Annotated in this window: 21 protein-coding genes; 12 read left to right on the top strand and 9 right to left on the bottom strand. The window is 70.9% G+C overall.

Annotated elements, in window-relative coordinates:
• Window positions 1-21: 21 nt before the first annotated feature.
• The gene (locus tag NQZ70_RS42935; RefSeq protein ID WP_129579377.1) at window positions 22-3,498 is read right to left on the bottom strand and encodes a VCBS repeat-containing protein; all 3,477 of its coding nucleotides are present in this window, start codon (window positions 3,496-3,498) and stop codon (window positions 22-24) included.
• Between the two features lie 288 nt (window positions 3,499-3,786).
• On the opposite strand from NQZ70_RS42935, the gene NQZ70_RS42940 reads away from it, so the two are divergent.
• From NQZ70_RS42940 to NQZ70_RS42955, 4 genes are all read left to right on the top strand, one after another.
• On the top strand, window positions 3,787-6,075 hold the full coding sequence (locus NQZ70_RS42940; RefSeq protein WP_129579378.1) for a polysaccharide biosynthesis tyrosine autokinase: 2,289 nt from the start codon (window positions 3,787-3,789) through the stop codon (window positions 6,073-6,075).
• Between the two features lie 13 nt (window positions 6,076-6,088).
• Window positions 6,089-7,657: an O-antigen polymerase gene (locus NQZ70_RS42945; RefSeq protein ID WP_237244579.1), complete on the top strand. Its 1,569-nt coding sequence runs from the start codon at window positions 6,089-6,091 to the stop codon at window positions 7,655-7,657.
• Window positions 7,658-7,799: 142 nt separating this feature from the next.
• Entirely contained in the window at window positions 7,800-9,065 is a 1,266-nt protein-coding gene (locus tag NQZ70_RS42950) for a glycosyltransferase family 4 protein (RefSeq protein ID WP_129579379.1), read from the top strand.
• The gene (locus NQZ70_RS42955; RefSeq protein ID WP_129579380.1) at window positions 9,062-10,597 is read left to right on the top strand and encodes an alginate lyase family protein; all 1,536 of its coding nucleotides are present in this window, start codon (window positions 9,062-9,064) and stop codon (window positions 10,595-10,597) included. Before NQZ70_RS42950 ends, NQZ70_RS42955 begins: the two co-directional genes overlap by 4 nt.
• A 63-nt stretch (window positions 10,598-10,660) precedes the next feature.
• On the opposite strand, the gene NQZ70_RS42960 is transcribed toward NQZ70_RS42955, so the two are convergent.
• Window positions 10,661-11,407: a class I SAM-dependent methyltransferase gene (locus NQZ70_RS42960; protein WP_129579381.1), complete on the bottom strand. Its 747-nt coding sequence runs from the start codon at window positions 11,405-11,407 to the stop codon at window positions 10,661-10,663.
• Window positions 11,408-11,471: 64 nt separating this feature from the next.
• The gene (locus tag NQZ70_RS42965) at window positions 11,472-12,983 is read right to left on the bottom strand and encodes a glycosyltransferase family 4 protein (RefSeq protein WP_129579382.1); all 1,512 of its coding nucleotides are present in this window, start codon (window positions 12,981-12,983) and stop codon (window positions 11,472-11,474) included.
• A gap of 1,116 nt (window positions 12,984-14,099) precedes the next feature.
• On the opposite strand from NQZ70_RS42965, the gene NQZ70_RS42970 reads away from it, so the two are divergent.
• The 7 genes from NQZ70_RS42970 to NQZ70_RS43000 all read left to right on the top strand — a co-directional run bounded on the left by NQZ70_RS42970 (window position 14,100) and on the right by NQZ70_RS43000 (window position 19,947).
• Window positions 14,100-14,720: a MerR family transcriptional regulator gene (locus tag NQZ70_RS42970; protein ID WP_237244580.1), complete on the top strand. Its 621-nt coding sequence runs from the start codon at window positions 14,100-14,102 to the stop codon at window positions 14,718-14,720.
• A 17-nt stretch (window positions 14,721-14,737) separates the two neighbouring features.
• Complete coding sequence (locus NQZ70_RS42975; protein WP_207218035.1) at window positions 14,738-15,955, top strand: IscS subfamily cysteine desulfurase; 1,218 nt, start codon at window positions 14,738-14,740, stop codon at window positions 15,953-15,955.
• 83 nt (window positions 15,956-16,038) lie between these two features.
• Window positions 16,039-16,488, top strand: a complete 450-nt coding sequence (gene iscU, locus NQZ70_RS42980; protein ID WP_129579384.1) for a Fe-S cluster assembly scaffold IscU — start codon at window positions 16,039-16,041, stop codon at window positions 16,486-16,488.
• A 48-nt stretch (window positions 16,489-16,536) separates the two neighbouring features.
• Window positions 16,537-17,013 carry an iron-sulfur cluster assembly accessory protein gene (locus tag NQZ70_RS42985; RefSeq protein WP_129579385.1) on the top strand — a complete coding sequence of 159 codons (477 nt, stop codon included), beginning with the start codon at window positions 16,537-16,539 and terminating at the stop codon, window positions 17,011-17,013.
• A gap of 56 nt (window positions 17,014-17,069) precedes the next feature.
• Window positions 17,070-17,606, top strand: a complete 537-nt coding sequence (gene hscB, locus NQZ70_RS42990) for a Fe-S protein assembly co-chaperone HscB (protein ID WP_129579386.1) — start codon at window positions 17,070-17,072, stop codon at window positions 17,604-17,606.
• Window positions 17,603-19,591: a Fe-S protein assembly chaperone HscA gene (gene hscA, locus NQZ70_RS42995; RefSeq protein WP_129579387.1), complete on the top strand. Its 1,989-nt coding sequence runs from the start codon at window positions 17,603-17,605 to the stop codon at window positions 19,589-19,591. Before hscB ends, hscA begins: the two co-directional genes overlap by 4 nt.
• Window positions 19,591-19,947 (top strand): 2Fe-2S iron-sulfur cluster-binding protein, encoded by a 357-nt coding sequence (locus NQZ70_RS43000; protein WP_129579388.1) that lies wholly within the window; start codon window positions 19,591-19,593, stop codon window positions 19,945-19,947. Before hscA ends, NQZ70_RS43000 begins: the two co-directional genes overlap by 1 nt.
• Before the next feature lie 43 nt (window positions 19,948-19,990).
• Here NQZ70_RS43000 and NQZ70_RS43005 read toward each other — a convergent pair whose 3' ends face one another.
• Entirely contained in the window at window positions 19,991-20,263 is a 273-nt protein-coding gene (locus tag NQZ70_RS43005; RefSeq protein WP_129579389.1) for a hypothetical protein, read from the bottom strand.
• 280 nt (window positions 20,264-20,543) lie between these two features.
• On the opposite strand from NQZ70_RS43005, the gene NQZ70_RS43010 reads away from it, so the two are divergent.
• A complete protein-coding gene (locus NQZ70_RS43010) occupies window positions 20,544-21,098 on the top strand; it encodes a DUF4142 domain-containing protein (protein WP_272826794.1) in 555 nt (184 codons plus the stop codon).
• Window positions 21,099-21,153: 55 nt separating this feature from the next.
• On the opposite strand, the gene NQZ70_RS43015 is transcribed toward NQZ70_RS43010, so the two are convergent.
• From NQZ70_RS43015 to NQZ70_RS43035, 5 genes are all read right to left on the bottom strand, one after another.
• Entirely contained in the window at window positions 21,154-21,780 is a 627-nt protein-coding gene (locus NQZ70_RS43015; protein WP_061623024.1) for a hypothetical protein, read from the bottom strand.
• The gene (locus tag NQZ70_RS43020; RefSeq protein WP_129579391.1) at window positions 21,777-22,415 is read right to left on the bottom strand and encodes a hypothetical protein; all 639 of its coding nucleotides are present in this window, start codon (window positions 22,413-22,415) and stop codon (window positions 21,777-21,779) included. Before NQZ70_RS43020 ends, NQZ70_RS43015 begins: the two co-directional genes overlap by 4 nt.
• 144 nt (window positions 22,416-22,559) lie before the next feature.
• On the bottom strand, window positions 22,560-22,964 hold the full coding sequence (locus NQZ70_RS43025) for a hypothetical protein (RefSeq protein WP_129579392.1): 405 nt from the start codon (window positions 22,962-22,964) through the stop codon (window positions 22,560-22,562).
• A gap of 238 nt (window positions 22,965-23,202) precedes the next feature.
• Window positions 23,203-24,294, bottom strand: a complete 1,092-nt coding sequence (gene ychF / locus NQZ70_RS43030) for a redox-regulated ATPase YchF (protein ID WP_129579393.1) — start codon at window positions 24,292-24,294, stop codon at window positions 23,203-23,205.
• A gap of 94 nt (window positions 24,295-24,388) precedes the next feature.
• The gene (locus NQZ70_RS43035; RefSeq protein WP_129579394.1) at window positions 24,389-25,339 is read right to left on the bottom strand and encodes a LysR family transcriptional regulator; all 951 of its coding nucleotides are present in this window, start codon (window positions 25,337-25,339) and stop codon (window positions 24,389-24,391) included.
• Between the last annotated feature and the right edge of the window lie 50 nt (window positions 25,340-25,389).

Consider the following 25,389-nt stretch of genomic DNA (forward strand, 5'->3'; position numbering starts at 1 on the left):
CCAGCTGCACCCACGTCGCCGCTAACGCCGCGCGGCGCTTCCGCGGCGCGCAGCGCAGCGGCGCGCCGGAACGGCCGCCGTGGCGCGGGCCCTGGCGAGGGCGAGGAGCGCGAGCGCGACGCCGCCGAGGCCGGCCGTCCACGAGGCGCCGGGCTGCCCGGGCGCATCGGAGCAGGCGCAGCCCCGGCCATAGAGGAGCGTGTCCACCGGCAGCGCGCCGTCGGCGCCGCCCGCGCTGGCCCCACCGGCCCCCGCCCCGCCGGCTCCGCCTGCGCCCGCGCCGCCAGCCCCACCGGCGCCGCCACCGCCGGCCCCGCCGGCCCCGGCCCCACCGGCGCCGGCCCCGCCGGCCCCCGCCCCACCGGCGCCGCCCCCACCGGCGCCCCCTTCGCCCTGCGGCATGCGCACGATCACCCCGTCCGACCCGCGATCCGGGGAGAGCCCGGCGGCGGAGACCGCGCGGACGCCGACGTAGTACTTCGCCCCGTCGAGGAGCGGCAATCGGTCGATGGACGCCTCGGAGACGTCGCCGACGTCCCGCCACGGCGGCGAGCTCACATAGTTCCCCTGGCCGCCCACGATCGCCACCTGATACGACGTGGCCGCCGGGACCTTCGACCACTTCACGTGGAGGGTGTCTCGAGTCTCGATCTCGTCGACGTCCTCGCTGGGGCTCGCGATCGGGTCGATCTCCCAAACGAACTCGGGCGCGGGCAGGATCTCGTGCCGCAGGTTGTAGAGGTAGCCGTCCGCGACGCTCACGACGATGTCGTCGTGGCCGTCACCGTCGGTGTCCGCGAGGATCGGCGAGCCGACCGGCTCGCCGAAGGCGTACGACCACAGGAGGCGCTCCGAGCACGCGTCGACCGCGTAGAGGAAGCCGTTCGTGGAGCCGATCACGACGGCGGGACCTGCGGACGGGAGCCCGGTGAGGTTCTGCGAGATCGCGGCGTCGCTGAGCTGGCCCATGACCGCGCCCGCCTGCTCCGCGGCCTGCTCGTCGGGGAACAGGGTATCGCCGGCGAGCACGACGGAGCTCGACTGGCCAGCGCCGGGGCCGTCGAGCTTGGTGAACGTGAGGCGCGCCGGGTGCAAGTACGAGCCCTCGACGAGGAGCGACCTCCCCCCGCACCTCGCGATCGCGCCGTGCGGGTACGGCCGGCTGTTCGCGGGCCCCTTCCAGAGCGCGGAGCTCAGATCGTGCGGCAGCGTTCGCTCGGGGTTATATCCTCCTTGCAGCGTCATCTCGAGCTGCTCGTCTCCCGATACGTCGGCGAGGATCGGCATGAAGTAGGGAAACCGCTCCGTGCTCTCGCGGAGGGCGCGGCCGTCCCGGCCCGACAGCACCCGGGCGGAGTTGATCGCCACGACCACGTCCTCCCCCCCGTCTCCGTTCCAGTCGGCGATCGCGACGGCCTGCGTCCCGGCCGAGGCGCTGAAGTCATCCTTCCAACGCACCCCGCCGCTCCGATCGAGCGCGAGGATCTCGGTGCGGTAGGCGGCGTCGACCGTGAGCGCCACGAGCTCGGGCGCCCCGTCGCCGTCGAGGTCTCCGTGCAGCACGTCCCACGCGGGCGGCTTCTGCACCGCGGTCTCGCTCGTCTGCCTGCCGTTCGCGTCGAGCGCCACGACGGCGTACCTCGGCGGATCGACGAGCGGGTGGCGCCGCCGGAAGCACGCGAGGGTGGCCGGCGAGCTGTCATCGGCGGGCCAGATCGAGGCGCCGAACGCGTCGACGACGCGCCAGGCCGGCTTGGCCGGCGCGACGTTGCTCGCGTCCTCGGACGCGATCCGGAGGAGATCGCCCCGGCTGTCGACGACGACCACGCTGTCGGCCGTGTCCCCCGGCGACAGCTTCGCCGCGATCGGCGCGCGGCCGAAGTTCACGTACGCGCCGGGGCCGGCGAGGTAGCCGCCGACGCGCAGCCCCGGCACGACCTCGCGCCCCTCGTGAAGGAGGTTCGTCGGCGCGAGCGAGGCGTCGAGCAGCGTGAGGAAGCCGTCCTCGCGGGAGACCATGAGCCGCGGCGACGCCGGAGACATCGCCGCCGGCGCGTCGAGCGCCGCGACGCCGACGCCGAGGTCGACCCGGTAGGCCGCGGCCGGCGAGGCCCCGCCTGCGCGCGTCGCGTACGCGGTGACCGCCACCGGCGCCGAGGTCGACTCGAGCACGAGCTCGCCGCGCCCGTCGCCGTCGAGATCCGGCATGATCAGCGACTGGCTGAGCCCTGTGTGCTGCGCTCGCCCCCAGTCGTACCGCGTGCGGACCAGCTCCCCCTCGAGCGACCAGAGCCGCTCGACCCGCTGCCCTGCCGCGCGGCTGAACCGGAACGCCGACACGCGCTCGTCGCGCGAGGTGAGGATCCACTGCTCGGCGCCGGCCTCTCCCGGGACCGCTCCCTGCACGATCTCGTCGGGGATGACGGCGAGCTCGGCGCCGGTGGCCGCGTCGAGCACGAAGGACGTCCACGTCTCGCCCGTCTTGCCGCTCGCCAGCACCTCGAGCGCGCCGTCGCCGTCGAGATCCCAGGCGAGGCGCGTCGGCGCCCGGGCGTCGCCGCCGTCGTTGGGGCTGAGCGTCTTTCGCCACGCGACGGCCAGCGACGGGCTCTCGCCCGGTCTGTACGCGAGCAGGGAGACCTCGCGCGCCCCCTGCGCGCCGAACACCCGATTCTGAAAGCAGAGCGCTTGCTGGCGGCCCGGGGGGTCGCCCAGGGTCACGGCCTCGCACATCGCGCCCCCGAGGTGCATTCCGACGAGCCCGGACTCCGCGAAGACGTCCCCAGACCCGGAGACGAAGAACAGCCGGTCGTGAGAGGACACGAGGAGATCGGCTGTTCCGTTCCCGTCCCAGTCGCCGACCGTATCGATGGCGGCGTTGCAGTGCACGCGTCGCGGCGGCGGGGGCAGCGTCTCCACGGCGCTGAACCCCCGCGCGAAGCTGTAGATGACGCCCGGGCTGTCGGTCTTCACCGCGCAGCAGCCGCACTCGTCGAGGAACAGATCGAGGTGGCCGTCATCGTTGAAGTCCGCGAGGCGCGCTGCGCCGAGCACGCCGAGCTCCGTGGCGTGCTCCATCCAGAGGATGACCCCGCTCGCTCCATCGAGCACGGCCGCCCCGGCGCCGGTCACGGCGACCACCTCGAGCAGCCCGTCCCCGTCGAGATCCTCGACGGCCTGCAGCCCCCGGAAGTCCATCGAAGGGGTCCTCCAGCGGGTGAAGCCCTGCGGATCGGAGAGCGTCACGCGCCCTCCGGAAGCGAAGAGCAGGTCGATCTCGCCATCCTGGTTCACGTCGCCCGCGAACATGCTCCTCGACGTGAGCGTACCGCCCAGGTACGATCGCCAGTAGGGAGCCGGCTTGGCGATATTGCTCGTGGACGACGTGGCGCCCGTGCGCTGCGGGTCGTGACGGGCAGAAGGCCAGTCTGCAAACGCGTCGCTGCCGGCGAAGAGGAGCGCGGAGCACGCCGCCATCGCGCCTGCACGCGTGACCATCGATGACCGTGTCATTCTGCTTGTCCTCAGCGAGCGAGCGTAGCGCTGCGCACGCGGCCGAAGTGTAATCCATCCCGGAGGAGCGGCAGCAGCGAGCAAAAGTCCTCCCAGCGCGCACTTCTCCGCGCCGCCGCCCGGGCGCTCGGGCCGTGGACAGCCCGAGGTGCGCATGTTATACTACATTCCCGCCCAATTCGGAACGCCGGCTTGAATTTTGGGGACTTGGGGAGCACCTTAGCCCTCCGCGCGGACCCCTACCCTGGGAAACGCGCCTAGAGCGTACGACTTATGGCTGACGAATTCAGAGCCCCCTCGCCTTCCCTGTCCCCGAACGACGCTTCGGCCGAGCGCTCGTTCGATCTCGTCGCCGCCTGGCGCATCGTCAGCAAGCACTGGGCCACCGCGCTCGCGACGATGATTTTCGTCGCCCTCAGCGTCACCTTCTACACGCTCGGACAGAAGAAGATTTATCAGTCGACGGCGACAGTGCTGTTCGATCCGAATCCTCCGCGGCCGCTCGGCCGCGGGGTCGACGCGGTGGTCGACATGGGCGCTGGGTCGTACTGGAACAACCGCGACTATTACGAGACCCAGTACAAGATCATCCGTTCGACGCGGGTGGCGCTCGCGGTCGTCGCCCAGCTAAGCCTGCAGAACGACACTTACTTCCTGGAGAACCTCCCGAAGGAGGCGGCGGCCCCCGCGCCCAAGTCCGTGACCCCGGAGGAGGCCGCGGACCTGCTGCTCGAGCGGCTCTTGGTCGAGCCGGTGAAGGACAGCCGCCTCGCGATCGTGCGTTACAACGATGCGGATCGCGAGCGCGCGCAGCGCGTGCTCGCCACCCTGATGGATGTGTACATCGAGCAGAACCTCGATGAAGCGGTCGCCTCGACGAACTCGGCCGTCGACTGGCTGAGGACGCAGCTCGACAAGCTGAAGAACGACCTGGAGGCGAGCGAGACCTCGCTCCACGAGTACAAGCTCAGCAACAACATCCTCGACGTGGACTTCGAGGATCAGACCAACCTGCTTCGCGAGGAGATGAAGCAGATCAACGACGCCCTCACGTCCGTGCGCACGCGACGGGAGGAGTTCTCCGCGCGGAGCCTCGAGCTGTCGAAGGTCGACCCGAACAGCCCGACCGACCTCCCCGCCTCCGAGCTCATCCAGAGCCCGGTCCTCCAGATGCTGCGGGCGCGGCAAGAGGAGTGCGTCCGCGAGCGCGACGCGCTCATCGGCTCCGGCAAGGGCGAGAATCACCCGGACGTCCGCGCGGCCAACGAGCGGATCGCCGCCAACAGGAGCGCGCTCATCGCCGAGGTCAAGAACGTTCAGGGAGCGGTGAGCCGCGATCTCGCCATCGTGAAGCGCCAGGAGGGGGGCCTCGCGGCGCTGCTCGAGAACGCGAGGAAGCAGGCCTTCGAGCTGAACTCGCTGAAGATCGAGTACGACCGCCTCCGCAGGACGAAGGACAACACGGAGAAGCTCTATCAGCTCGTGCTCGAGCGCACGAAGGAGAGCGACCTGCAGCGGATGATGCGGGTGAACAACATCCGCGTCCTCGACCGGCCGAGCCGCCCGATCGACCCGCTGCGCCCCCGCGTCGCGACCAACATCGCGGTCGGCATCTTCGCCGGGCTGCTCCTCGGGATCGGGGCGGCGCTCGGGCGGGCGTTGCTCGATCGCACCCTGAAGACGCCGGATGAGGTGGAGCGGGAGCTCGGGCTGCCCCTCCTGGGCCTTTTGCCGGCGTTCGACAGAGGGAACAAGCGGGAGGCCGAGCTCCGCAGGACGAACCGCCGCGGCAGGCGCGCTGGCCAGCCGGGCCGTCGCGAGCTCGTCGTCCACGATCAACCGAAGAGCGGGATCGCCGAGGCGGCCCGCGCGATCCGGACCAACCTGCTCTTCATGGCGCCCGACCGCCCCTACAAGACGCTGCTCGTCGCGAGCGCCGGGCCCGCGGAGGGCAAGACGACGGCGTGCTGCTGCATCGCCGTCGCCATGGCGCAGGCGGGGCAGAAGGTCGTCCTCATCGATTGCGACCTCCGCAAACCGCGCCTCCACCAGATCTTCGGGAAAGGCATGGAGATCGGCGTCACGAGCGCGTTGCTCGACGACTCGGTCATCGACGACGAGAGCGCGCTCAGGACGGAGGTGGAGAACCTCTATGTCATCCCCGCGGGCCCCATCCCGCCGAACCCCGCGGAGCTCCTGCACAGCGATCGCTTCAAGGCGCTGCTCCGCAAGCTCCAGGGCCGCTTCGACCGCGTGCTCATCGACAGCCCTCCCCTGGTCGCGGTGACCGACGGCACCGTGCTGTCCACGCTGGTCGACGGCACCGTGCTCGTCGTGCGAGCGGCCATCACGACGCGCGACTTCGCGCGCCACGGCATCCGGGCGCTCTACGACGTCGGGGGCAAGACCGTGGGGGTCGTGCTGAACGCCGTCGACCTGAACCGGAAAGAGTACGGCGTCTATCACTACTACGGCTACAAGAGCGACGGTTACTACCAGACGCCTGCCGAACCGGCGCCCGGAGGCCCCGCGGAGCCGCCTCCGCCGCCCCTGCCGAATTGAGGAGCGCCGGCCCTTGCTGTCCTTGAGGCTCCCCGGCGGTCGGGGGCTCCCCCGCACCCGCGGCGCTCGTCGCGCCGTCAAGGCAGCCCCCGACCGGGCGAGGGCGCGCCGCGTCCGGCTCTGGGTGGCGATCCTCGTCGCCGCCCTCGCGGCGCTTGGCCCCGTCCTTGAGGGGTCGCTCGGCGACGGGCTCGGGTGGACGATCGGCCTCGTGATCCTGATGCTCGTCCCGTCGCTCGCGCGCGCCGGCGGTCCCCGCTTCCATCCGCTCGATCCGGAGACGTACGTGCCGGTCACGTACTTCCTCAGCGTCGCTTACACGCCCGTCCTGCGCCTGCTGATGTCCAGCACACTCCATCTGTCGAGCCGCGACGAGGCGGCCATGGAGGTGGCCTACGCCGGCGCAGCCGGATGCGCGCTCGTGTGCACCGCCCTGAGCCGGCCCCCCGAAGCGCCGAACCTGGAGCGCCTGGTGCCGATGCAGAAGCCGAAGGCAATCCTGGACCACGACTGGGGGAACATGGTGGTCGGAGTGCTCGGGCTCGGGCTCGTGTTCGCGTGGATCGCCTCGATCGGCGTGAGGAGGTTCTTCACGTTGAGCTACGCGGACACCTACCTCGAAGGGTTCGGCAAGGGCATCCTGATCTCGGGCTGGTACCTGATCCAGCTCGCGGCCGTCTACTTCTTTCTCCGATTCGCGTCGCTCCGCAAGGCCCGCCTACGGGTCCCGACGCTGGTGTCCGTCGCCGGGGCGTCGTTCCTCCTGAGCTTCCTGATCTATACGGCGACGGGGCGACGAGGCGCTCTCATCTTTGCCGTCGCCTCCGTCGGGCTCGGGCTGCATGCCTTCGGTGTCCAGATCCGGCGCCTGTGGCTGGCCATCGGCGTGGTGTGCGCCATCTTCTACGGCATTGCGATCGACGGCTTCCGCTTCAAGCAGGGCAGCGGGCTCGACGCGCAGCTCGAGTCGGCGGCCGCGCGCCTCGAGCAGACCGAGAACGTGCTGGATATTGTCGAGCTCCAGCGCGTCTACGACAACCTCGCCAGCATCGTGAACGAGGAGCCTCCCCTCGTGAACTACCCGGGCGAGAGCTGGGTCAACGCCGTGCTCATCCTTGTTCCCAGCCCGCTCTGGCAGGACCGGCCGCTCGCCCTGTCGCAGCGCTACGTGATGTGGAAGGATCCGGACTTTGCGCGCAGCGGCGGCGGCTACGCGATGAGCGCCGCCGCCGAGGGGTACGTGAACTTCGGCCTCGTCGGTACGTTCATCCAGATCTCGGTGATGTGCGGCGTCTTCTTCATGCTGCCGCTCGTCGTGGCAGCCGCGCGCGAGACGTCGCTCCTTGGCCGCGCAACCGGCGCGTGCCTCGCGTCCTTCGCGTACAATCAGTTCCGGGGCGAGCTCACCGCCCTGCTCAAAATCACGCTCACGCTGGGGATCGGCGTCCTCGTGGCGCTCGTGACGGCGTCGTTCGCCAAGCTCGTGCGGCGCAAGCTCGCTGCCATGGCTAAAGTGCGCCATGGATATGAGCGGCCCCTGCGCCACAGACGCCTCGGCCAGCCGTCATCGTCGGGCCAGTAGGGCCCCCGCGTCGCCGTCCGGATGCCGGCGGCCTGCTTCGCCTCGGTCCGAGGCTGCGGCGGCCGCGGGCACGAGCGGCTCCGCCAGGAGAACGGCCGAACCAACCCCCAACGAGGACCTGGCCTGAAGCGCCACGCAGATCATGCGCATCCTTTACGTCTCCCCTTACTTCCCACCCGAGCCGGGCGCCCCCGCGGCGCGCGTCTCGGAGCTCGCCCGAGCCTGGCGTCGCGACGGACACGAGGTCATCGTCCTCACGGGCCTTCCGAATCACCCGACCGGGGTCGTCCCGCCCGAGTACCGAGGTCGGGTCCGCATCGAAGAGGACTTCCATGGAGTGCGGGTCCTCCGCACGTGGATCTACGCCGCCCCGAACCGGGGCACGGTGCGGCGCTCGCTGGCGTACGGGTCGTTCGCCGCCTCCGCGCTGACGCTCGCGCAGCTCGCGTTGCCTCCGAGCGACGTGCTCATCGCGACGAGCCCCCACTTCTTGACGGCCGTCGCCGGCTACGGGCTCGCCGCGCTCCGCCGGCTGCCGTTCGTCTTCGAGGTGCGCGACCTCTGGCCCGAGTCCATCGTGGCCGTGGGCGCGCTCCCGGCAGGGCATCCGGTCGTGCGTGGGCTCACCGTCGTCGAGGAGCAGCTCTACCGGGCGGCCGACGAGATCGTCGTCGTCACGCAGAGCTTCCGCGAGCGCCTCGTCGCCCGGGGCGTGCCCGCCGACAAGATCGAGGTCATCCGCAACGGCGTCGATCTCGGCCGGTTCACGCCGTCGCCGCGCGACACGCCGCTCCGGGCGAAGCTCGACCTCGGGGACCGGCTCGTGGTGGCGTACGTCGGCACGCACGGGATGGCGCACGGCCTCTCCGCGGTGCTCGACGTGGCCCAAGGCCTGCTCGCGCGCGACGACATCCGCTTCCTCTTCGTCGGAGAAGGGGCGGAGCGGGCGAGCCTGGAGGCGCGCGCGCGCGAGCTCGGGCTCACCAACGTGACGTTCCTCGGCGCGCTCCCGCGCGACGCGATCACCGAGGTGTACGCCACCGCCGACATCTGCCTCGTTCCCCTGCGCAAGACCGAGCTGTTCGAGACCGTGATCCCCTCGAAGATCTTCGAGATCCTCGCCATGGCGCGCCCGGTCGTGATCTCGGTCGACGGCGAGGCACGGGAGATCGTCGAGGAGGCGCGCGCCGGCATCTTTGCTCCGCCCGAGGACGTGCCGGCGATGACGCGGGCCATCGTCGAGCTCGCGTCCGACGCCGACAGGCGGCGCCGCATGGGGGAAGCGGGGCGGTCCTACGTCATCCGTTCGTTCGATCGCGACGCGCTCGCGCGCGAATACATCGAGGTGCTGGAGCGCGTGCTCCTTCGTTCGGGATCTCGAGGGGAACAAGGGAGAAACAGGGCATGAACCTCCCGCGGATCGCCCGTACCGTGGCGCAGCTCCACCCGATTCAAGTGCTCGCCCGCCCGCTCGCGCTCGGTCAGCGCGCGCTCAGCAAGGTCCCCACGTCGGCGCGATCTCCGCGCGTCCGCCCCGGCTTCGCCCCGCCGCGCGCGCGCTTCGCGGCCCTCGCGGACGCCGAACGAGCGCGCGGCGGCGCGCGCCTGGCCGCGATCCCCGAGGGATCGCTGCTGCATGCGTACGAGCGCGCCTATGGCTACGAGCTCGGCGCCGATCCGACGCTCGAGGCCCCGAGCGCGTGGGACGACCCCATCGCGTCGCACCCGTTCCCCGCCTCGGTGCGCGCCCGTCGGCTCGCGGTCGCCGCGCGCCTCGGGCGTCCTGGGCTCTCGGCCGAGCTCGGGCGCGCTTGTCGGGCCATCGCGCTCGGCCTCGAGCTGCACCTGCTCGGCAATCATCTGGTGGAGAACGCCATCGGGCTCGTGTGCGGCGGCGCGGTGACCCAGGGGATCGAGGCCGAGGCGTGGTGGAAGCTCGGCTCGGCGCTCCTCGCCTGGCAGCTGCCGGAGCAGTTCCTGGAGGACGGCGGGCATTTCGAGCTCTCCGCCTCGTACCACCTCGCGCTGACGGCCGCGTTGCTCGAAACGATCGAGCTCGCGCAAGCGTCCGGGCGCGAGGTGCCCGAGCTCTGGCGGACGACGGCGGCGAGGGCGCTCTCGTGGGCCGCGGCGGTCCGCGCTCCGGACGGCACCTATCCTCTGTTCAACGACGCCGCGCTCGACGCCGCGCCCGAGCTCGATCGCGTCCTCGGCCTCGGCGCGGAGCTCGGCCTCTTCGAGCCGGCCCGAGCGCCCGGCGCAGCGCCGGACGACGCGCCCTCGCTCCATCGTCTCGCCGCGACCGGCTGGGTGATCCTGCGATATGGCGATCGGGCCTGGCTCGCGTTCGACGCCGGGGCGGACGGGGCGTCTTATCAGCCCGGACACGTGCACGCCGACGCGCTCACGTTCGAGCTGTGGATCGGGGGCGAGCGCGCCGTCGTCGATTATGGCGTCTCCAGCTACAAGGCGGATCGCGATCGGGAGGAGACCCGGGCCACGCGGGCGCACAACACCATCGAGCTCGGTGACGCCGACTCGAGCGAGGTGTGGAGCGCTTTCCGCGTCGGCCGCCGAGCCGACGCCGAGGTGCGCCGGATCGAGCAGGCCCGCGCGCATGTCGCCGTGGAGGCAGAGCACAACGGATACCGGTTCCTCCCCGGAGCCCCCGTGCATCGACGGGCGCTCGAGCTCTCCGAGCGGGAGCTCGCGATCCACGACGAGATCCTCGGCGGCCAGACGAGCGGGTGCTCCCGGCTCAGGCTCGATGATGCCGCTTTGCGGGCTCGATCGATCGCGATCGAGGGCAGAGCGCTCACGCCGGACCGGAGCTCGGGCGTGTGGTTCCCCTGCTTCCGGCAGCCGCGGGCGGCGGCGGTCTTCTCGGCGAGCTTCCAGGTCCGGGGCGGCTTTCGCGGCGGGTTTCGCGTCCGGTGGTGACGCGCCCCGCCCGAGAGCGCCCGGCCGCGACGACGAGCTCGCGGCCGAGCGCGAAGGCGCGCCCTACTCCCGGACGAGGCTCCCCGTGAGCGTGATGCGGAACGGCGCGAGCGCCTCGACCCTCGCCATCAGCACGTGCAGCGCCACCGCTGCCTGGTGGATGCCGGGGAAGAACACCGTATAGGCCGGGTGATCGACCCCCGTATAGAGCTTGTCCACGCGGAAGCCCGCCTGCTTCGCGATGCGGCGTACGGCCCACAGGGTGTTCATGCGGAAGTAGGTCTGGTACGGCTTGGCGTTCTTGCTGCCGCTCCACCTGCGCAGCCGGCCCACATAGAAATCGTGGAACCACTGCGGCGTCAGGTGCGTCGCCAGCCCCGAGTACGAGAGGAGGTTGGGCGCTGTGAACACGAAGCGCCCGCCCGGACGCAAGAGGCGATGCGCCTCGCGCAGCACCGCCTCAGGGTTCTGGAGGTGCTCGAGCAGGTGGTCCGCGGCGATCACGTCGGCGCAACCGTCCGGCAGCGGGACCGACTCGCCGAACGCGCAGATGTGCTGTGGCGCCGGGTTCCTCGCGAGCGCCTCCTCGTCCGGATCGACGGCGTAGATGGTCTTTCCGTCGAGCGGCACCGTCGCCACCTTGCCGAACCACAGCGGCCCGCAGCCGAGGTGGATCACGTCCTTCGCTGGGAGGACCGCCTCGTCCACGAACCCCTGGTAAACCTTCCAGTAGTGCGGGCGATCCGTGAACCGGTAATAAAGCGCGTTCGCCTTTGTGTTGAAGTCGACGACTTTACGAATGAGCTCCACTGTATCTCCTGGGTCGTCCTACGGGCGCGGGCATACGAGCTCCGAAAGCCGCTGGACGAAGGGCTCAAACCACCGACAGGCGCCCCTGGGGAAGCGGCTCCAGCGTACGCGACGACGGCCGGCGCAACAGCAGCCGCTCCGCCGAGTCCGCCACGAGCTGCAGCAACATGTCCGCCTGCGGATTCACCGCGCTCTCCTCGCTGTCCCAGCGGAACCGCAGCTCGACGGTCTCGCCCGCGAGCTCGAAGGTGAACACCGCGGCGACCGCCTCGCGCAGCTGCAGCGGCGTCGCAATGTCCCGCGTCCAGGTCCAGGGCTTCACGCGCGCGCTGCCGTTCGCGCCCTTGGAGCTCACCTCCATGGCCAGGAGCCGCGCCTCGGCCGCGAAGCGCTCGAGCACCACGCGCAGCCGCTCGGGCCCGCTCGCCGTCTCGATCTCGATCAGCGCCCGCGGCACGGCGCGGCGCAGCGCCTCGACGACCGCCTCCCGCGAGCGCTTGGCGGCGGCGGGGCGCGCTCCGAAGAGCGCGAACGAGCCCGCCGCGCGCACCACGATGAAGAGCACCGCGCTGCAGGCCACCAGCGCGAAGCCGATCTCGTGCGAGCGGCCGACGTACGCCACGAGCGCCATCACGGTGAAGAGCAGGCTCAGCCCGTAGAGGATCAGCACCGCGCCGCGGTGCGAGTGGCCTTTATCGAGGAGCTTGTGGTGGATGTGCGACCGATCTGCCGAGAAGATCGGCCTGCGAGCGATGAAGCGCCGCACCATCGCCGAGATCATGTCGAAGATCGGCAGGCCCAGCGCGAGCAGCGGCACGAGGACCGCGAGCGCGGTGCCACCCTTGTGCGTGCCCACGCCGAAGAGCGGGATCGCCGCGAGCATGAACCCGAGAAACATGCTCCCGGTGTCGCCCATGAAGATCGTCGCGGGGTGGAAGTTGTGGAACAGGAAGCCGACGATCGCGCCCGCCAGCGTCGCCGCCAGCAGGCAAATCACCAGGTTGCCCGGGTAGCCGCCCAGGTATGCGGTGATGAAGTTGGCGACGCACGCGAAGAAGCCCACGCCCGCGGCGAGCCCGTCGAGCCCGTCGATCAGGTTGACCGCATTGATGATCGCGACGAACCACGGGATCGTCACGAGAAAGGACAGCGGCCAGAAGGAGACGTGGCCGAAGTACGGCAGCGTCACACACTCGAGGCGGAGCCCGAAGATCCACGCGATCGACGCCGCGAGGATCTGCGCGAGCAGCTTGTGCCGCGCGCGCATCCCCTTGGTGTCGTCCCAGGCGCCTGCCGCCGCGATCGTCAGCCCGCCCGCCAGCAGGCCCACGACGAGCGAGTGCTGCGAGAAGCACTGAAGCGCGATGTCTGTCTGCAGCGCTACGAGGATGAAAAGCGGCAGCAAAAAGCCTGCAACGATGGCGAGCCCGCCAAGGCGCGGGATACGGCGGGTGTGCACGCGGCGCGCGGTCGGCTCATCGACCGCCCCCACAGCGAACGCAAACCTGCGCGCGAGCGGCGTCGCCGCCCAGGAGAGCACCAGCGCAAGGATGACCGCAGTGAGCGTACTTACCATCGCTCTCCTTCCCTTTGGGAGTCCGCCCCCCCTTTGGTGCAGCGCGGAGCGCGATATTCATAGCTCGTCATCATAAAACGCCAGAAAAGCCTTGGTCGATGTGCCCCTACTACCTCAATCATGCGCCCGAGACAACCCGTCGAGCAGGTTACGGACACAAGTGTGTGCTGCAGGTAAGAAAAAGCCCTAGTAAGCCAACCTTCCGTCGCGGTGAGAGATCACACATTTTACACTCACACTGTAACAGTTGCATTATGAGGCATTTCGCGGCGGCCGCTGAGCGGAAAAATACAACCTCGGCGTCCGTCGATTCCCTTGTTGTCGCGCGGCTCGTCGGCAGCCAATAGGCAAGTCCCATTTGCTGATCGTTCGATTCCGACGGTCTGTGCGGCGAGCACAATGCACCTCACCGTTCGTCCAGGTGCGATGATCGGGAACGAGCTGCCGGCGACGTCGGTGCTCGGGCGCTCCCTAAACACGGCGGCGTTGGATCGAGGATGGGATTGCCGAGCTCAGCCACGCCGGCCGGCATAGGCATCCTTGCATCACCCCAGGAATGTATCTTCCAGGGATGTCTCTTCGGTTGCGGAGATCCTGTCACAGCGTGACATCCTGGCTCCGCCTGCAACGGAGAGTTCCGCCCGCCGCTCCGGCGCGCGCAGCGCCAGCGGCTTCGCCGTGATCCGGCGCTGGGCGCGATCGAGGCCGAGTTGCTCGACGTGCAGGGCCTCGTGACGCCGCGCGGGCGACCTTGCGACCTCAACCTGGGACGCCGGCGACCTCAACCTGGGCGACCTCAACCCGGGACGCGCGGGTGGCGGGTGGCGACCTCAACCTGGGACGCGGGCGACCTCAACCCGGGACGCCGGCGGCCTCAACCTGGGACGCTGCCGCGGCCGCCTCAACCCGGGACGCCTCAACCCGGGACGCCGGCGGCCTCAACCTGGGACGCTGCCGCGGGCGCCTCAACCTGGGACGCCAGGCCGGCAACCTGGGCGCCGCCCCGTGTCGGTAGTCGGTAGCAGTACAAGCCGGTTGACAGCCTCCGTCCTGCGCCCTAGAAGGTCCGCAACCCTCACGCATACGTAAGGGTCATGGTTTCAACCTGGCGCACTCATGACGACCCGGCACCACCTCCCTGTCGCGCACGAGCACAGCATCGACGGGCCCATCCTGTCCAGCCCGTCCAGAACGGACGGCTCCCGGACCGGGGGCTGCGCCGAGGCTGAGGAAGACGAGCGCCTCCTGCAGGTGGGCGACATCGCCAAGGCGACCGGGAAGACGGTGCGGGCCATCCACCACTACGAGGAGGTCGGGCTGCTCAGGCCGCACGCCCGCTCCAAGGGGCGCTACCGGCTCTACGACCACGCCGCCCTCACCCGGGTCCGGTGGATCGGCAAGCTCCACGACCTCGGCCTGTCGCTGAGCCAGATCCAGCAGATCGTCTCGACCTGGGAGTCGTCCTCGTCGGCCCCCGGCGCCATGTCGCGCATCCGGGACGTCTACCAGCAAAAACTCGAAGAGGTGCGGGAGCAGATCGCGCACCTCGAGAACCTCGAACACGAGCTCGTCGCGAGCCTCGCCTACCTCGACACCTGCGAGACGTGCGACCCGGCAGAGCTCGTCGCCGCCTGCACGAACTGTAATCTTCACGACAAGAGCAAGGCTGAGCCCGAGCTCGTCGCCGGGATCCGCGGCGGCAATGGGCAGTGCCGCCAGGGCTCGAATCACCGCTGAGCGAGAACACCATGGCCATCCAACTTCCGATCTACATGGACTACCACGCGACGACGCCGGTCGATCCGCGTGTCCTCGACGCCATGCTGCCGTACTTCAACAGCAAGTTCGGCAACGCCGCGAGCCGGAGCCACGTCTTCGGCTGGACCGCCGAGGAGGCCGTCAGCCACGCTCGCGAGACGCTCGCCAAGTTCATCGGCGCGTCGAACCCGAAGGAGATCGTCTTCACCTCCGGCGCGACCGAGAGCGACAACATCGCCATCAAGGGGGTCGCCGAGTTCTACAAGGACAAAGGCAACCACATCATCACGAGCGTCATCGAGCACAAGGCGGTGCTCGACACCTGCAAGCGGCTCGAGAAGCAGGGCTACGAGGTCACCTACCTCAAGGTCGACAAGTACGGGATGGTCGACCCGGACGACGTCGCCAAGGCGATCACCGACAAGACGATCCTCGTCTCGATCATGCTCGCCAACAACGAGGTCGGCACGATCCAGCCCATCGCCGAGATCGGCAAGATCACGAAGTCGAAGGGCATCCTCCTCCACAGCGACGCGGTGCAGGGCGTCGGGAAAATCCCCTTCAACGTCGAGCAGATGGGGGTCGACCTCGCGTCGGTGACGGCCCACAAGATCTACGGGCCGAAGGGCATCGGCTGCCTCTACGTGCGAAGGTCGAAGCCGCGCGTCCGGATCACCGCGCAGATGGACGGCGGCGGCCACGAGTTCGGCATGCGATCCGGCACGCTCAACGTGCCCGGCATCGTCGGGTTCGCCAAGGCCGCCGAGATCCTCATGGAGGAGGGCGAGGCGGAGTCGGCGCGCATCCTGTCGCTGCGCGAGCGGCTCCGGACCCGGCTCTGGAAGGAGCTCGACGCCATCCAGCTGAACGGTTCGCCCGATCGGCGGCTGCCGGGCAACCTCAACGTTTCGTTCAGCTTCGTCGAGGGCGAGGCCATGATGATGGCGATCAAGGACGTGGCCGTCTCCAGCGGCTCGGCGTGCACGAGCGCCAGCCTCGAGCCCTCCTACGTCCTGCACGCCATGGGCATCGGCGACGACCTGGCCCACTCGTCCATCCGCTTCGGCCTCGGGCGCTTCACCACCGAGGAAGAGGTCGATCACGTCGCCGACCTCGTGATCCGCAAGGTGAACAAGCTGCGCGACATGTCGCCGCTCTACGAGATGCACAAAGAGGGGATCGACCTCAACTCCGTGCAGTGGGCGGCCCACTGAGCGTCGGATGAGCGTCGGCGCGGAGAGCGCCGGCCCGTCAAGGCAAGGTTTCGAGACGAAAGGAAACGGTCGAGGAGAGAGCCATGGCATACAGCAATAAGGTCATCGAGCACTACGAGAACCCCCAGAACGTCGGCACGCTCGACAAGAATGACGAGCGCGTCGGCACCGGGCTCGTCGGCGCTCCGGCCTGCGGTGACGTCATGCGCTTGCAGATCAAGGTCGGCGAGGGCGGCGTCATCGAGGACGCGAAGTTCAAGACGTTCGGCTGCGGGTCCGCCATCGCGTCGTCGTCCCTCGCCACCGAGTGGCTGAAGGGCAAGACGATCGACGAGGCGGAGACGATCAAGAACAGCATGATCGCCGAGGAGCTCCACCTGCCGCCGGTGAAGATCCACTGCTCGGTCCTCGCCGAGGACGCGATCAAGAGCGCGATCGCCGACTTCCGGGCCAAGCAGAAGGCGAAGAAGGAGCTCGGCGGCGCCGCGCCCGCGGGCGCCGCCGAGGGCACCGCGACGGCGAGCGCGGAGTAACACACCGGCTTCCGGGGCGGCCCGGAGCACCGGAGAGGGAGCAGCGCCATGCAGAGCAGCGAGGAGACGACCACGACCAGAGCCGCGGACAGCGGGGCCCACCCCGCGCCCGCCGCGGCGGACGCCGCGCCCGCGCAGAGCAGCGGGGCCGCGGGAGAGGCCGAGGCCAAGCCGAAGCGGACACTCTCGGTGAGCGACGCGGCGGTCCAGGCCATCCGCGCCCAGCTCGCCAAGCGCGGCACGCCCGAGGGCGCCATCCGGGTCGGGATCCGCGGCGGCGGCTGCTCCGGGTTCTCCTACGTCATCGAGTTCGAGGACAAACCGCCGCGATCCGGCGATCTCGTCCTGGAGTTCGCGGAGCCGGGCAAGGCCACGGTGCGCGTCCTCTGCGACAAGAAGAGCATCCTCTACCTGGGCGGCTCGGTGCTCGACTGGGAGAAGACGCTCATGTACCAGGGCTTCAAGTTCAAGAACCCGCACGAGGCGACGCGCTGCGGCTGCGGGCACTCGTTCACGGTGGCCTGAGCCGCCGCAGGGAGCGCCCGCCCTCGCCGCCGAGGCGCTCCTCCCCAGAGCACGTGATGACCGATCCCTTCGATATCCTGGGCGTCGAGCCTCGGTTCGACCTCGACCTGCGCGCGCTCGAGCAGCGCCACCGCGATCTCTCGCGCGCGCTCCACCCCGATCGCTACGCGGGCGCCCCCGCGGCCGAGCGGAGGCTCGCGCTGGGGCGCGCGATCGAGGCGAACGACGCCCTGCGCGTCCTCAGGGATCCGATCCGCCGGGCCGAGGCGCTGCTCCAGCGCGCCGGGATCGCGCGGGGCGAGGAGGGCGAGCAGAAGGCCTCCCCCGCCCTGCTGATGGAGATGATGGAGTCGCGCGAGGAGCTCTCCGAAGCGTCGAAGCGGCGCGATCGCGCGCGGATCGCGCGCCTCGGCGACGAGATGCGGGCGCGCGAGCAGGCGACCCTCGCCGCCATCCAGGCGGCCTTCGCCGCCGCAGGGGACGACCCGGAACGGATGAAGGGCGTGCTCGCCATGCTGAGCGAGCTCCGCTACATCCGGCGCTTCCTCGACGAAGTGAGCGCAATCGAAGAAGAACTCGCGGATCAGACATGACCCTCCTCGAAATTTTCGACCCCAAGGCAAGGCCCAGCCCGATCGGCATCGATCTCGGGACGACCAACTCGCTCGTCGCCCGCGTGCGCGACGGCCGGCCCGTGGTCATCGACGACTGCAACGGCGAGCGGCTCGTGCCGTCGGTGGTGCACTACGACGAGCGCGGTAACGCGATCGTGGGCTACAGCGCGCGGCGGGTGGCGCAGAGCCACCCGCGCGAGACGATCGTCAGCGTGAAGCGCTTCATGGGCCGCGGCGCGAACGACCCGGAGACGCGGCGGCTCGGGCCGTACGAGTTCGTGGAGCCGAAGGGCCCCGAGGACGCGAAGAGCGTGCGCTTCAAGGTGCGCGACCGGGTCGTGACGCCCGTCGAGGTGTCGGCGGAGATCCTGAGGGAGCTCCGCACCTCGGCCGAGCGCGAGCTGCGGTCCGTGGGCGGCGCGGTGATCACGGTGCCGGCCTACTTCGACGACGCCCAGCGGCAGGCGACCAAGGACGCCGGCCGGCTGGCCGGGCTGGAGGTGCTGCGCCTGCTCAACGAGCCGACGGCCGCGGCGCTCGCGTACGGGCTCGACAAGCAGCAAAACGGCCTGTTCGCCGTCTACGACCTCGGCGGCGGGACGTTCGACATCACCGTCCTCCTGCTCGACGACGGGGTCTTCCAGGTGAAGTCGACCGGCGGCGACAGCGCGCTCGGCGGCGACGATATGGACCGGGCGCTCGCCGAGCGGCTGCTCCAGGAGATGGGCGCGGCGCGGCGCACGCCCGAGGTGGTGCGGCTCGCGCTCGACACCGCCCGCAGCATCAAGCACGCGCTGACCGACGCGGAGCGGGTCGAGGTCGAGCTGCCCGTGCAGGCGGGCGAGGCGGGCGACGGCCAGCCGGCGTCGAAGCTCGTGACCGTGACCCGCGACGAGCTGAACGCGCTCATCGCGCCGATCGTGGAGCGCACGGGCGCGGCCTGCCGCCGCGCGCTCCGCGACGCGGGCGTCCAGGCCTCGGACGTCGACGGCGTGATCCTCGTGGGCGGCGCGACCCGCGTGCCGTACGTGCGCGAGTACGTGGCGAAGCTCTTCGGCAGGGAGCCGCTCAAGGACATCGATCCGGAGGAGGTCGTCGCGCTCGGCGCGGCCATCCAGGCCGACATCCTGGCCGGCTCGATGGAGCGCGCGGACGAGGTGCTCCTGCTCGACGTGCTGCCGCTGTCGCTCGGCATCGAGACGATGGGCGGCGTGGCCGAGAAGATCCTGCCGAGGAACACGACGATCCCGGCCGGGGCGCGGCAGGTCTTCACGACCTACGCGGACAACCAGACCGGGTTCGACCTGCACATCGTGCAGGGCGAGCGGGAGCTCGCCGCCGACTGCAGGTCGCTCGCGCGCTTCGTGCTGAAGGGGATCCCGCCGATGCCCGCGGGCATGGCGCGGCTCGAGGTGACGTTCCGCGTGGACGCCGACGGGCTGCTCGGCGTGACCGCGCGCGAGCTGACGACCGGGGTCGAGCAGAAGGTCGAGGTGAAGCCGAGCTACGGGCTCACCGACGAGGAGGTGGAGAACATGCTCCTCGCGGCGCTGGACCACGGCGAGGAGGACCTGCTCAAGCGGCGGCTGGTCGAGGCGCGGGTCGAGGGCGAGCGCGTGGCGATGGCGACGCGCAAGGCGCTCTCCGCGGACGCCGACCTGCTCGCGCCAGGCGAGCGCGAGGCGATCGAGGGCGCGCTGCGCGCCCTCGACGCGGCGATCCGCGGGGAGAAGCCGGGGCTGATCCAGGCGCGCACCGAGGCGCTCGACGACGCGACGCGCGCGTGGGCGGGGCGGCGGATGGACCGCGCCGTCGCCAGGGCGATCGCGGGCAAGCAGGTCGAGGACGTCGAGGCGAAGGTCGCCGCGGCGAAGGGCGTGGACGCGCACCTGGCCGAGCACCGCGGGGACGACGCGGGCGGCGCGAGCGCGGCGCAGGCCGCCGTCGAAGCGAGGAGGAGCTGATGGCGAAGGTCCGCTTTCTGGCGCACGGTCGCGCGTGGGAGGTCGAGGTCCCGGTGGGATCGACCGTCCTTCAGGCGTCGAAGTCCGTGGGCGCCCCCGAGGGAGACGCGTGCGGCGGCGTCTGCGCGTGCTCCACCTGCCACGTGTACGTCACGAAGGGGCGCGAGCTCCTCAGCGAGGCCGAGGAGGACGAGGAGGACATCCTCGACAAGGCGTTCGACGTGCGGTCGAGCAGCCGCCTCGGCTGTCAGGCGAAGATCCTGAGGAACGGCGATATCGAGGCGGAGATCTCCCGGGAGAGCCTCGACGCGTTCTACAACGAGCACCCGAACGTGAAGGATCCGCGCAAGGGCTGAGCCCTCCGCACGCCCGCCCAGCGCGGGCCGGCCAGGGCCGGGGTCACGACGGCGGCCTCGCCTTCGCCGGCGGCTTCGGCTCGCGTGGCGCGGGCGGCGGGTTGCGGAGCTTGTCCAGCTCGGAGCGCGCCTCGGCGGTGATGCGGCGAGCGATGTGGGCGAAGGCCGAGGCGGCCTCCCTGGCGGGCGGCGTCGAGACGATGGCGACGAGGTGCTGCGCGGCCGTCTTCCTGCCGATGGGGACGAGGAAGAAGGTCAGGGCGGCGAGGAGGAAGACGATGCCGTTCGTGAGGCGCTTGAAGAAATCGCCGACCACAGGCGCCGAGGGTAGATGAGCGAGCAGCCTGGGCCCAGTTCTTGGGGGTCGTTTGCCCTTCGACGAGGCGCCCAAGGCCGCGCCGACGCCGAGCGCGCGCGCCGCCGTGCGGCCGCGGCGGGCCGCCCCGTGTCCGCTGCCCCTTGCCAGAGCGCCGGGATCTCACGACAGATCACGGGTGGCTCGACCGGGGTGCCCGAGCCGTGGAGCCCGGCCGCGCCGGGTCCATGCGGCGCTCGACGCGGCCGCCCGGCGGGGCCGGGACAAGGAGGGGATTGCAATGCTCAAGCCTGTTCTATTTACCATCATGATCGGGACAGCGATCCTGCCGGCCTCGGTGGCTGCGCAGGGGCAGGGCTCGACAGGGCATCAGGGCCAGGCCGGCGAGGTCAAGCTCAGCAAGTCTGACCGGGAGTTCGTCGAGAAGGCTGGCCAGGGAGGGCTCCTCGAGGTGCGGCTCGGGCAGGCCGCGCAGCAGCGCGCCGCGAGCCCGGAGGTGAAGCGCTTCGCGCAGCGGATGATCGACGACCACTCCGCGGCGAACAAGCGGCTCGCGCAGGTCGCGCAGCAGAAGGGCGTGCTCGTGCCGCAGGAGCTCGACAAGGACCACCGCGAGAAGGTCGACAAGCTGTCGCAGAAGACAGGGACCGAGTTCGACCGGGCCTACATGAGCGCGATGGTCGACGACCACGAGCACGACGTCGCGGAGTTCGAGAAGGCCTCGAAGGATGCGAAGGACGCCGATGTGAAGGGCTTCGCCGCCGCGACGCTCCCGCAGCTCCGCGAGCACCTCGCGATGGCGAAGCAGATCCACGGCAAGGTGAAGGGGAAGTAGCGGCGCGGGCGCGCCGGCCGCGCACCGCGCGGCCAGCGCTCGGCCGAGGGCCGGCTCAGGCGACCACGCGCGCCGCGCGCTCGGGCGCCGCAGCGGGCGGCGGGGTCGTCCTCGACCTCGCCGCGCCGCGGACCGGCGCGAGCTTGCCCCGGAGCTTCTGGTACGCGGCCGCGTCGATCGGCTCGCCCCGCACCCAGGCGCGGAGGAACGGCAAAACGCCGGTCTCCCACGCGGCGCTCAGGCGCAGCGCGAGGAACTCGCCGTAGAGCGCGGTGAAGAGCGTCTCGAGCTCCTCGATGAGGTACATGCGCTCGTAGAACTGCTCGTCCACGGCGTCCTTGACGACGCTCGGGATCTTGACGCCCGCGAGCGCGAACGCGTCGGCGTTGAAGAGGAACGCGTACTCGAGCTCTCCGCGGGTGACGCGGACGCGCGCCTGCGACGGGAGCTTGCCCTGGCGCAGCGCCTCGTGGGCCTCGGGGGCGCTGCTCGGCGCCGCGCCCTTGAGCCGGCTCTGCTCCTTCTCCTGGACGAGCGTGATCTGCCCCTCGAGCCAGAGCTCGCAGACGCCGAGGGCGTCGAGGGAGAAGCGGCCCTCGAAGAGCTCGCTCTCGAACCAGAGCCAGACAAGGAATTCGCGGCCGACGAACCGGCGCTGCTCGATCAGCTCGGCGAGGCTCACAGGGCACCTCCAAGGGTCGATTCGGCGTGGAAGACGGTGGGCTTGAGCACCTCGAAGGCGGCCAGCTGCTCGGTCGTCAGGCCGAGCTCGCGGGCGGCCGTGTAGGGGCTCTCGGGCACGAGATCGAGCTCGAAGGTGTCCTCGAAGAGCTCCGCGAGCCCCTCGTGCGCGCGCGGCGACTGGTTCCAGAACCGCACGACGCCGGCCTCCAGGTTCCAGGAGAGGTCGACCACCTTCATCACCGGCATGAGCTGCGCGCGGAGCTTCCTCGACACGACCGCCCGGAGCTCCTCCTTCTCGCGCCGTCCGAGCTTCTCGCGGCCGCGCTTGGCGAGGTGCTCCCGCTCGGCCTCGGCGAAGTGCGCCTTGAAGAGCGCCGCGGGCACCTGCCAGCGATCGGTCCTGAGGCCGAGGTTGAGGTACGAGTTGAAGAAGATCTTGCCGTGATCGAGCTCGCAATCGAGCGGGTTCTCGATGGAGCACCACCCGGCGCGCTGCTCCGCGTCCTCGTCGACCGTCAGCGGCCGGAACGCGCGGAGCCGGATTCGCTCGACGAACTTGTCGCGGAACCCCTCGGGGAGGTCGCCGCGGACATAGAACTTCGAGAATGAGATGGATCCTTTGAGTGCGCCCAAATGATCGTCCTTTCGTCCCGTGAAGGCGGAGGAGGTAGCCGAGCGGATCCGGGGGGTCAAAAAACCGGACGCCGCGCTGCCGCCGTGGAGGCGGCGCGCGGCGAGAGCGCCGGCCGCGGGGCGCGGCGGCGCGGCGCGCTCGGATCAGAGCGGCTGGGCGAGAGGCGGGCGCCGCCAGCGTCCCGAGAGCGGGCCGGTGAGGTAGAAGCGGTAGCGGAGGAAGTACGGCCGCTCATCGGGACCGCAGAACGCGACGGTGGACCGTACGAAGCGACCGAAGGCGTCGTCGCCGGGAGCCGCCGCGGGCCTATGGCCGAGGGGCGGCGCGGGCGTCGCGGGGAAGCGGGGCGGCGCGCCCGCCGAAAACCCGTGCGGCAGCGCGCACGGCGCGGGCGGAGGAGGCGCCAGCGACGCGTCGCCGCCCGGGTCCGGAGCGCCCGCTTCCTCGGGCGGGACGTCGGCCGCGGCAGCGACGCAGCCCGCCGCGGCGCCCGCCGGCGAGGTGAGGAGAACCAGCACAGACCACGCGCCGCCGCTCGCTCTGGGCACCGCCCTGCCTCCGTTCACGAGGCGCAAGGCCGGCCGGAACGCCGGCGGTCGCGGCCGGAACGCCGGCGATCGCGGCCGGCACACCGCGCCCGCGCACAGGGCCGAGGAGCAACGGCGATGCCGCGCCGCCCGCGAAGCAGGGGCACGCGCACAGCAGGGGCGCTGCGCCAGCCAGGGGCGCAGCGCGCGCTCGGGAGGACCGGCGGCGGCGAGCGGGCGCGCTCGAGAAACGGACAGGTCAGACGTTGAAGAGAAAGTGCGCGACGTCGCCGTCCTGGAAGACGTACGTCTTGCCCTCCACACGCAGCTTGCCGGCGCTGCGGATGGCGGCCTCGGTCCGGTGCTCGACGAGGTCGTCCACGCTGTAGACCTCCGCCCGGATGAAGCCCTTCTCGAAATCGGTGTGGATGACCCCCGCGGCCTGCGGCGCCGTGCACCCGACCGGGATCGTCCAGGCGCGGATCTCCTTGGGACCGGCCGTGTAGTAGCTCTGGAGGCCGAGGAGCCGGTAGGCCTCGCGGGCGAGCGTCGCGAGCGCCGGCTCCTTCATGCCCAGGCTCTCGAGCATCTCCGCGCGCTCCTCGGGCGCGAGCTCGTTCAGCTCGGCCTCGAGCTTGCTGCACACCGGCACGACGCCGCTGCCCTCGGAGGCGGCGCGCTCGCGCACCTTCGCCGCGAGCGGGCCCGTGCCGGAGACGTCGGACTCGTCGACGTTCGCCACGTAAAGGACCTTCTTCGAGGTGATCAGCCCGAACGTCTTCACGACCTTCCGCTGCTCGTCGTCGAAGGAGAGGCCGCGGACCGGCTTGCCCGCCTGAAGCGCCTCGAGACACCGCTCCATGAGGGCGATCTTCGGCAGGAGCTCCTTGTCGCCCTTCGCCTGCTTCTTCGTGCGCTCCAGCATCCCCTCGAGCGAGCCGAGGTCGGCCAGCATGAGCTCCGTCTCGATCGTGTCGATGTCGCGGATCGGATCGACGCCGCCGTCGACGTGCACGACGTCGGCGACCGTGAAGCAGCGGACCACGTGGAGAATCGCGTCTACTTCGCGGATATGGCTCAGGAATTTGTTCCCGAGCCCCTCGCCCGTGCTCGCGCCGCGCACGAGCCCGGCGATGTCGACCACCCGCACCATGGCGGGGACGATCTTCTCGCTCTTGATGTACTTCGCGAGCGTCGCGAGCCGATCGTCAGGGACAGGGACGGCGCCGACGTTGGGCTCGATCGTGCAGAACGGGTAGTTCTGCGCCTCGGCCTTCGCGGCCGTCAGGGCGTTGAACAGGGTGCTCTTGCCCACGTTGGGCAGTCCGACGATGCCGACCTCGACGCTCATGGCGCGCACGTCTAGCACAGGCAGGGTCGCGCGGCCCGGCGCCGCGGTAGATCCGCCCTAAGGGGCTTCCGGACCCGACGATGCTTCGCCGCCGTCAGCGCCGCGGTCGGTCCGGCGCGCGCAGGGCGCCGGCGAGGTGGTCGACGAACGCGCGGACGCGCGCGGGCAGAAAGCGCGACGGGAGGTACACCGCGACGACCCGGCGGCGCACCGGCAGCCACCCGGCGAGCACCTCGCGCAGGCGGCCGGCGGCGACGTCGTCCGCGACGAGGTACGCGGGGAGCTCGGCCAGGCCGAGGCCGGCGCGCGTCGCCTCGAGCACCGCGAGGACGCTGTCGCTCGAGAAGGCCGCGGGCACCCGCACCGGGGCCTCGGCGCCGCCGGGCTCGACGAGGCGAAAGACGACGTGCGACGCGCCGCCCGGGCCGTAGCGGAGCCCGGCGTGCGCGCCGAGCTCGGCCGCGTCGCGCGGGGCGCGGCGCCGGCGGAGGTAGCCCGGGCTCGCGTAGAGGCCGCGCCGGTCGTCCTCGAGCGGGCGCGCGACGAGCTCGGCGGGCGGGGCGGTGACCATGCGGACCGCGACGTCGATCCGCTCCTCGACCAGGTCGGCGAGCCGGTCGCCGCAGCGGAGATCGACGGTCACGCCCGGGTGCTCGGCCTGGAAGCGCGCGCAGATCGGGGCGACGCGGCACGCCCCGTAGACCGCCGGCGCCGCGACGCGCAGCGGACCGCGCACCGCCTGGTCGCGCGCGGCGATGTCGCGCTCGAGCGACTCGACGTCGGCGAGGAGCTGCCGGCCGCGCGCGACGTACGCCTCGCCGAGGTCGGTGAGCGAGACCCGGCGCGTCGTGCGCTGCACGAGCCGCACACCGAGCCGCGCCTCCGCGCGGGAGACGGCCTTGCTTACGGCCGACGGCGTGAGCCCCAGCCGCTCCGCCGCCGCGGAGAACGAGCGCAGATCCGCGATCGCGACCAGGAGCCTCAGCGCGTGCGCGGCCTCGCTCGGGTCGATGGATGAACCGAGCTCACGGATCCTCGTCTCCACGCGCCGATTGTACGCCGCGGCCGCCGGAGCTCGCCGTCCGGCGCTCGCTC

This window comes from Sorangium sp. So ce836 (genome assembly GCF_028553905.1).
GTDB lineage: Bacteria > Myxococcota_A > Polyangia > Polyangiales > Polyangiaceae > Sorangium > Sorangium cellulosum_D.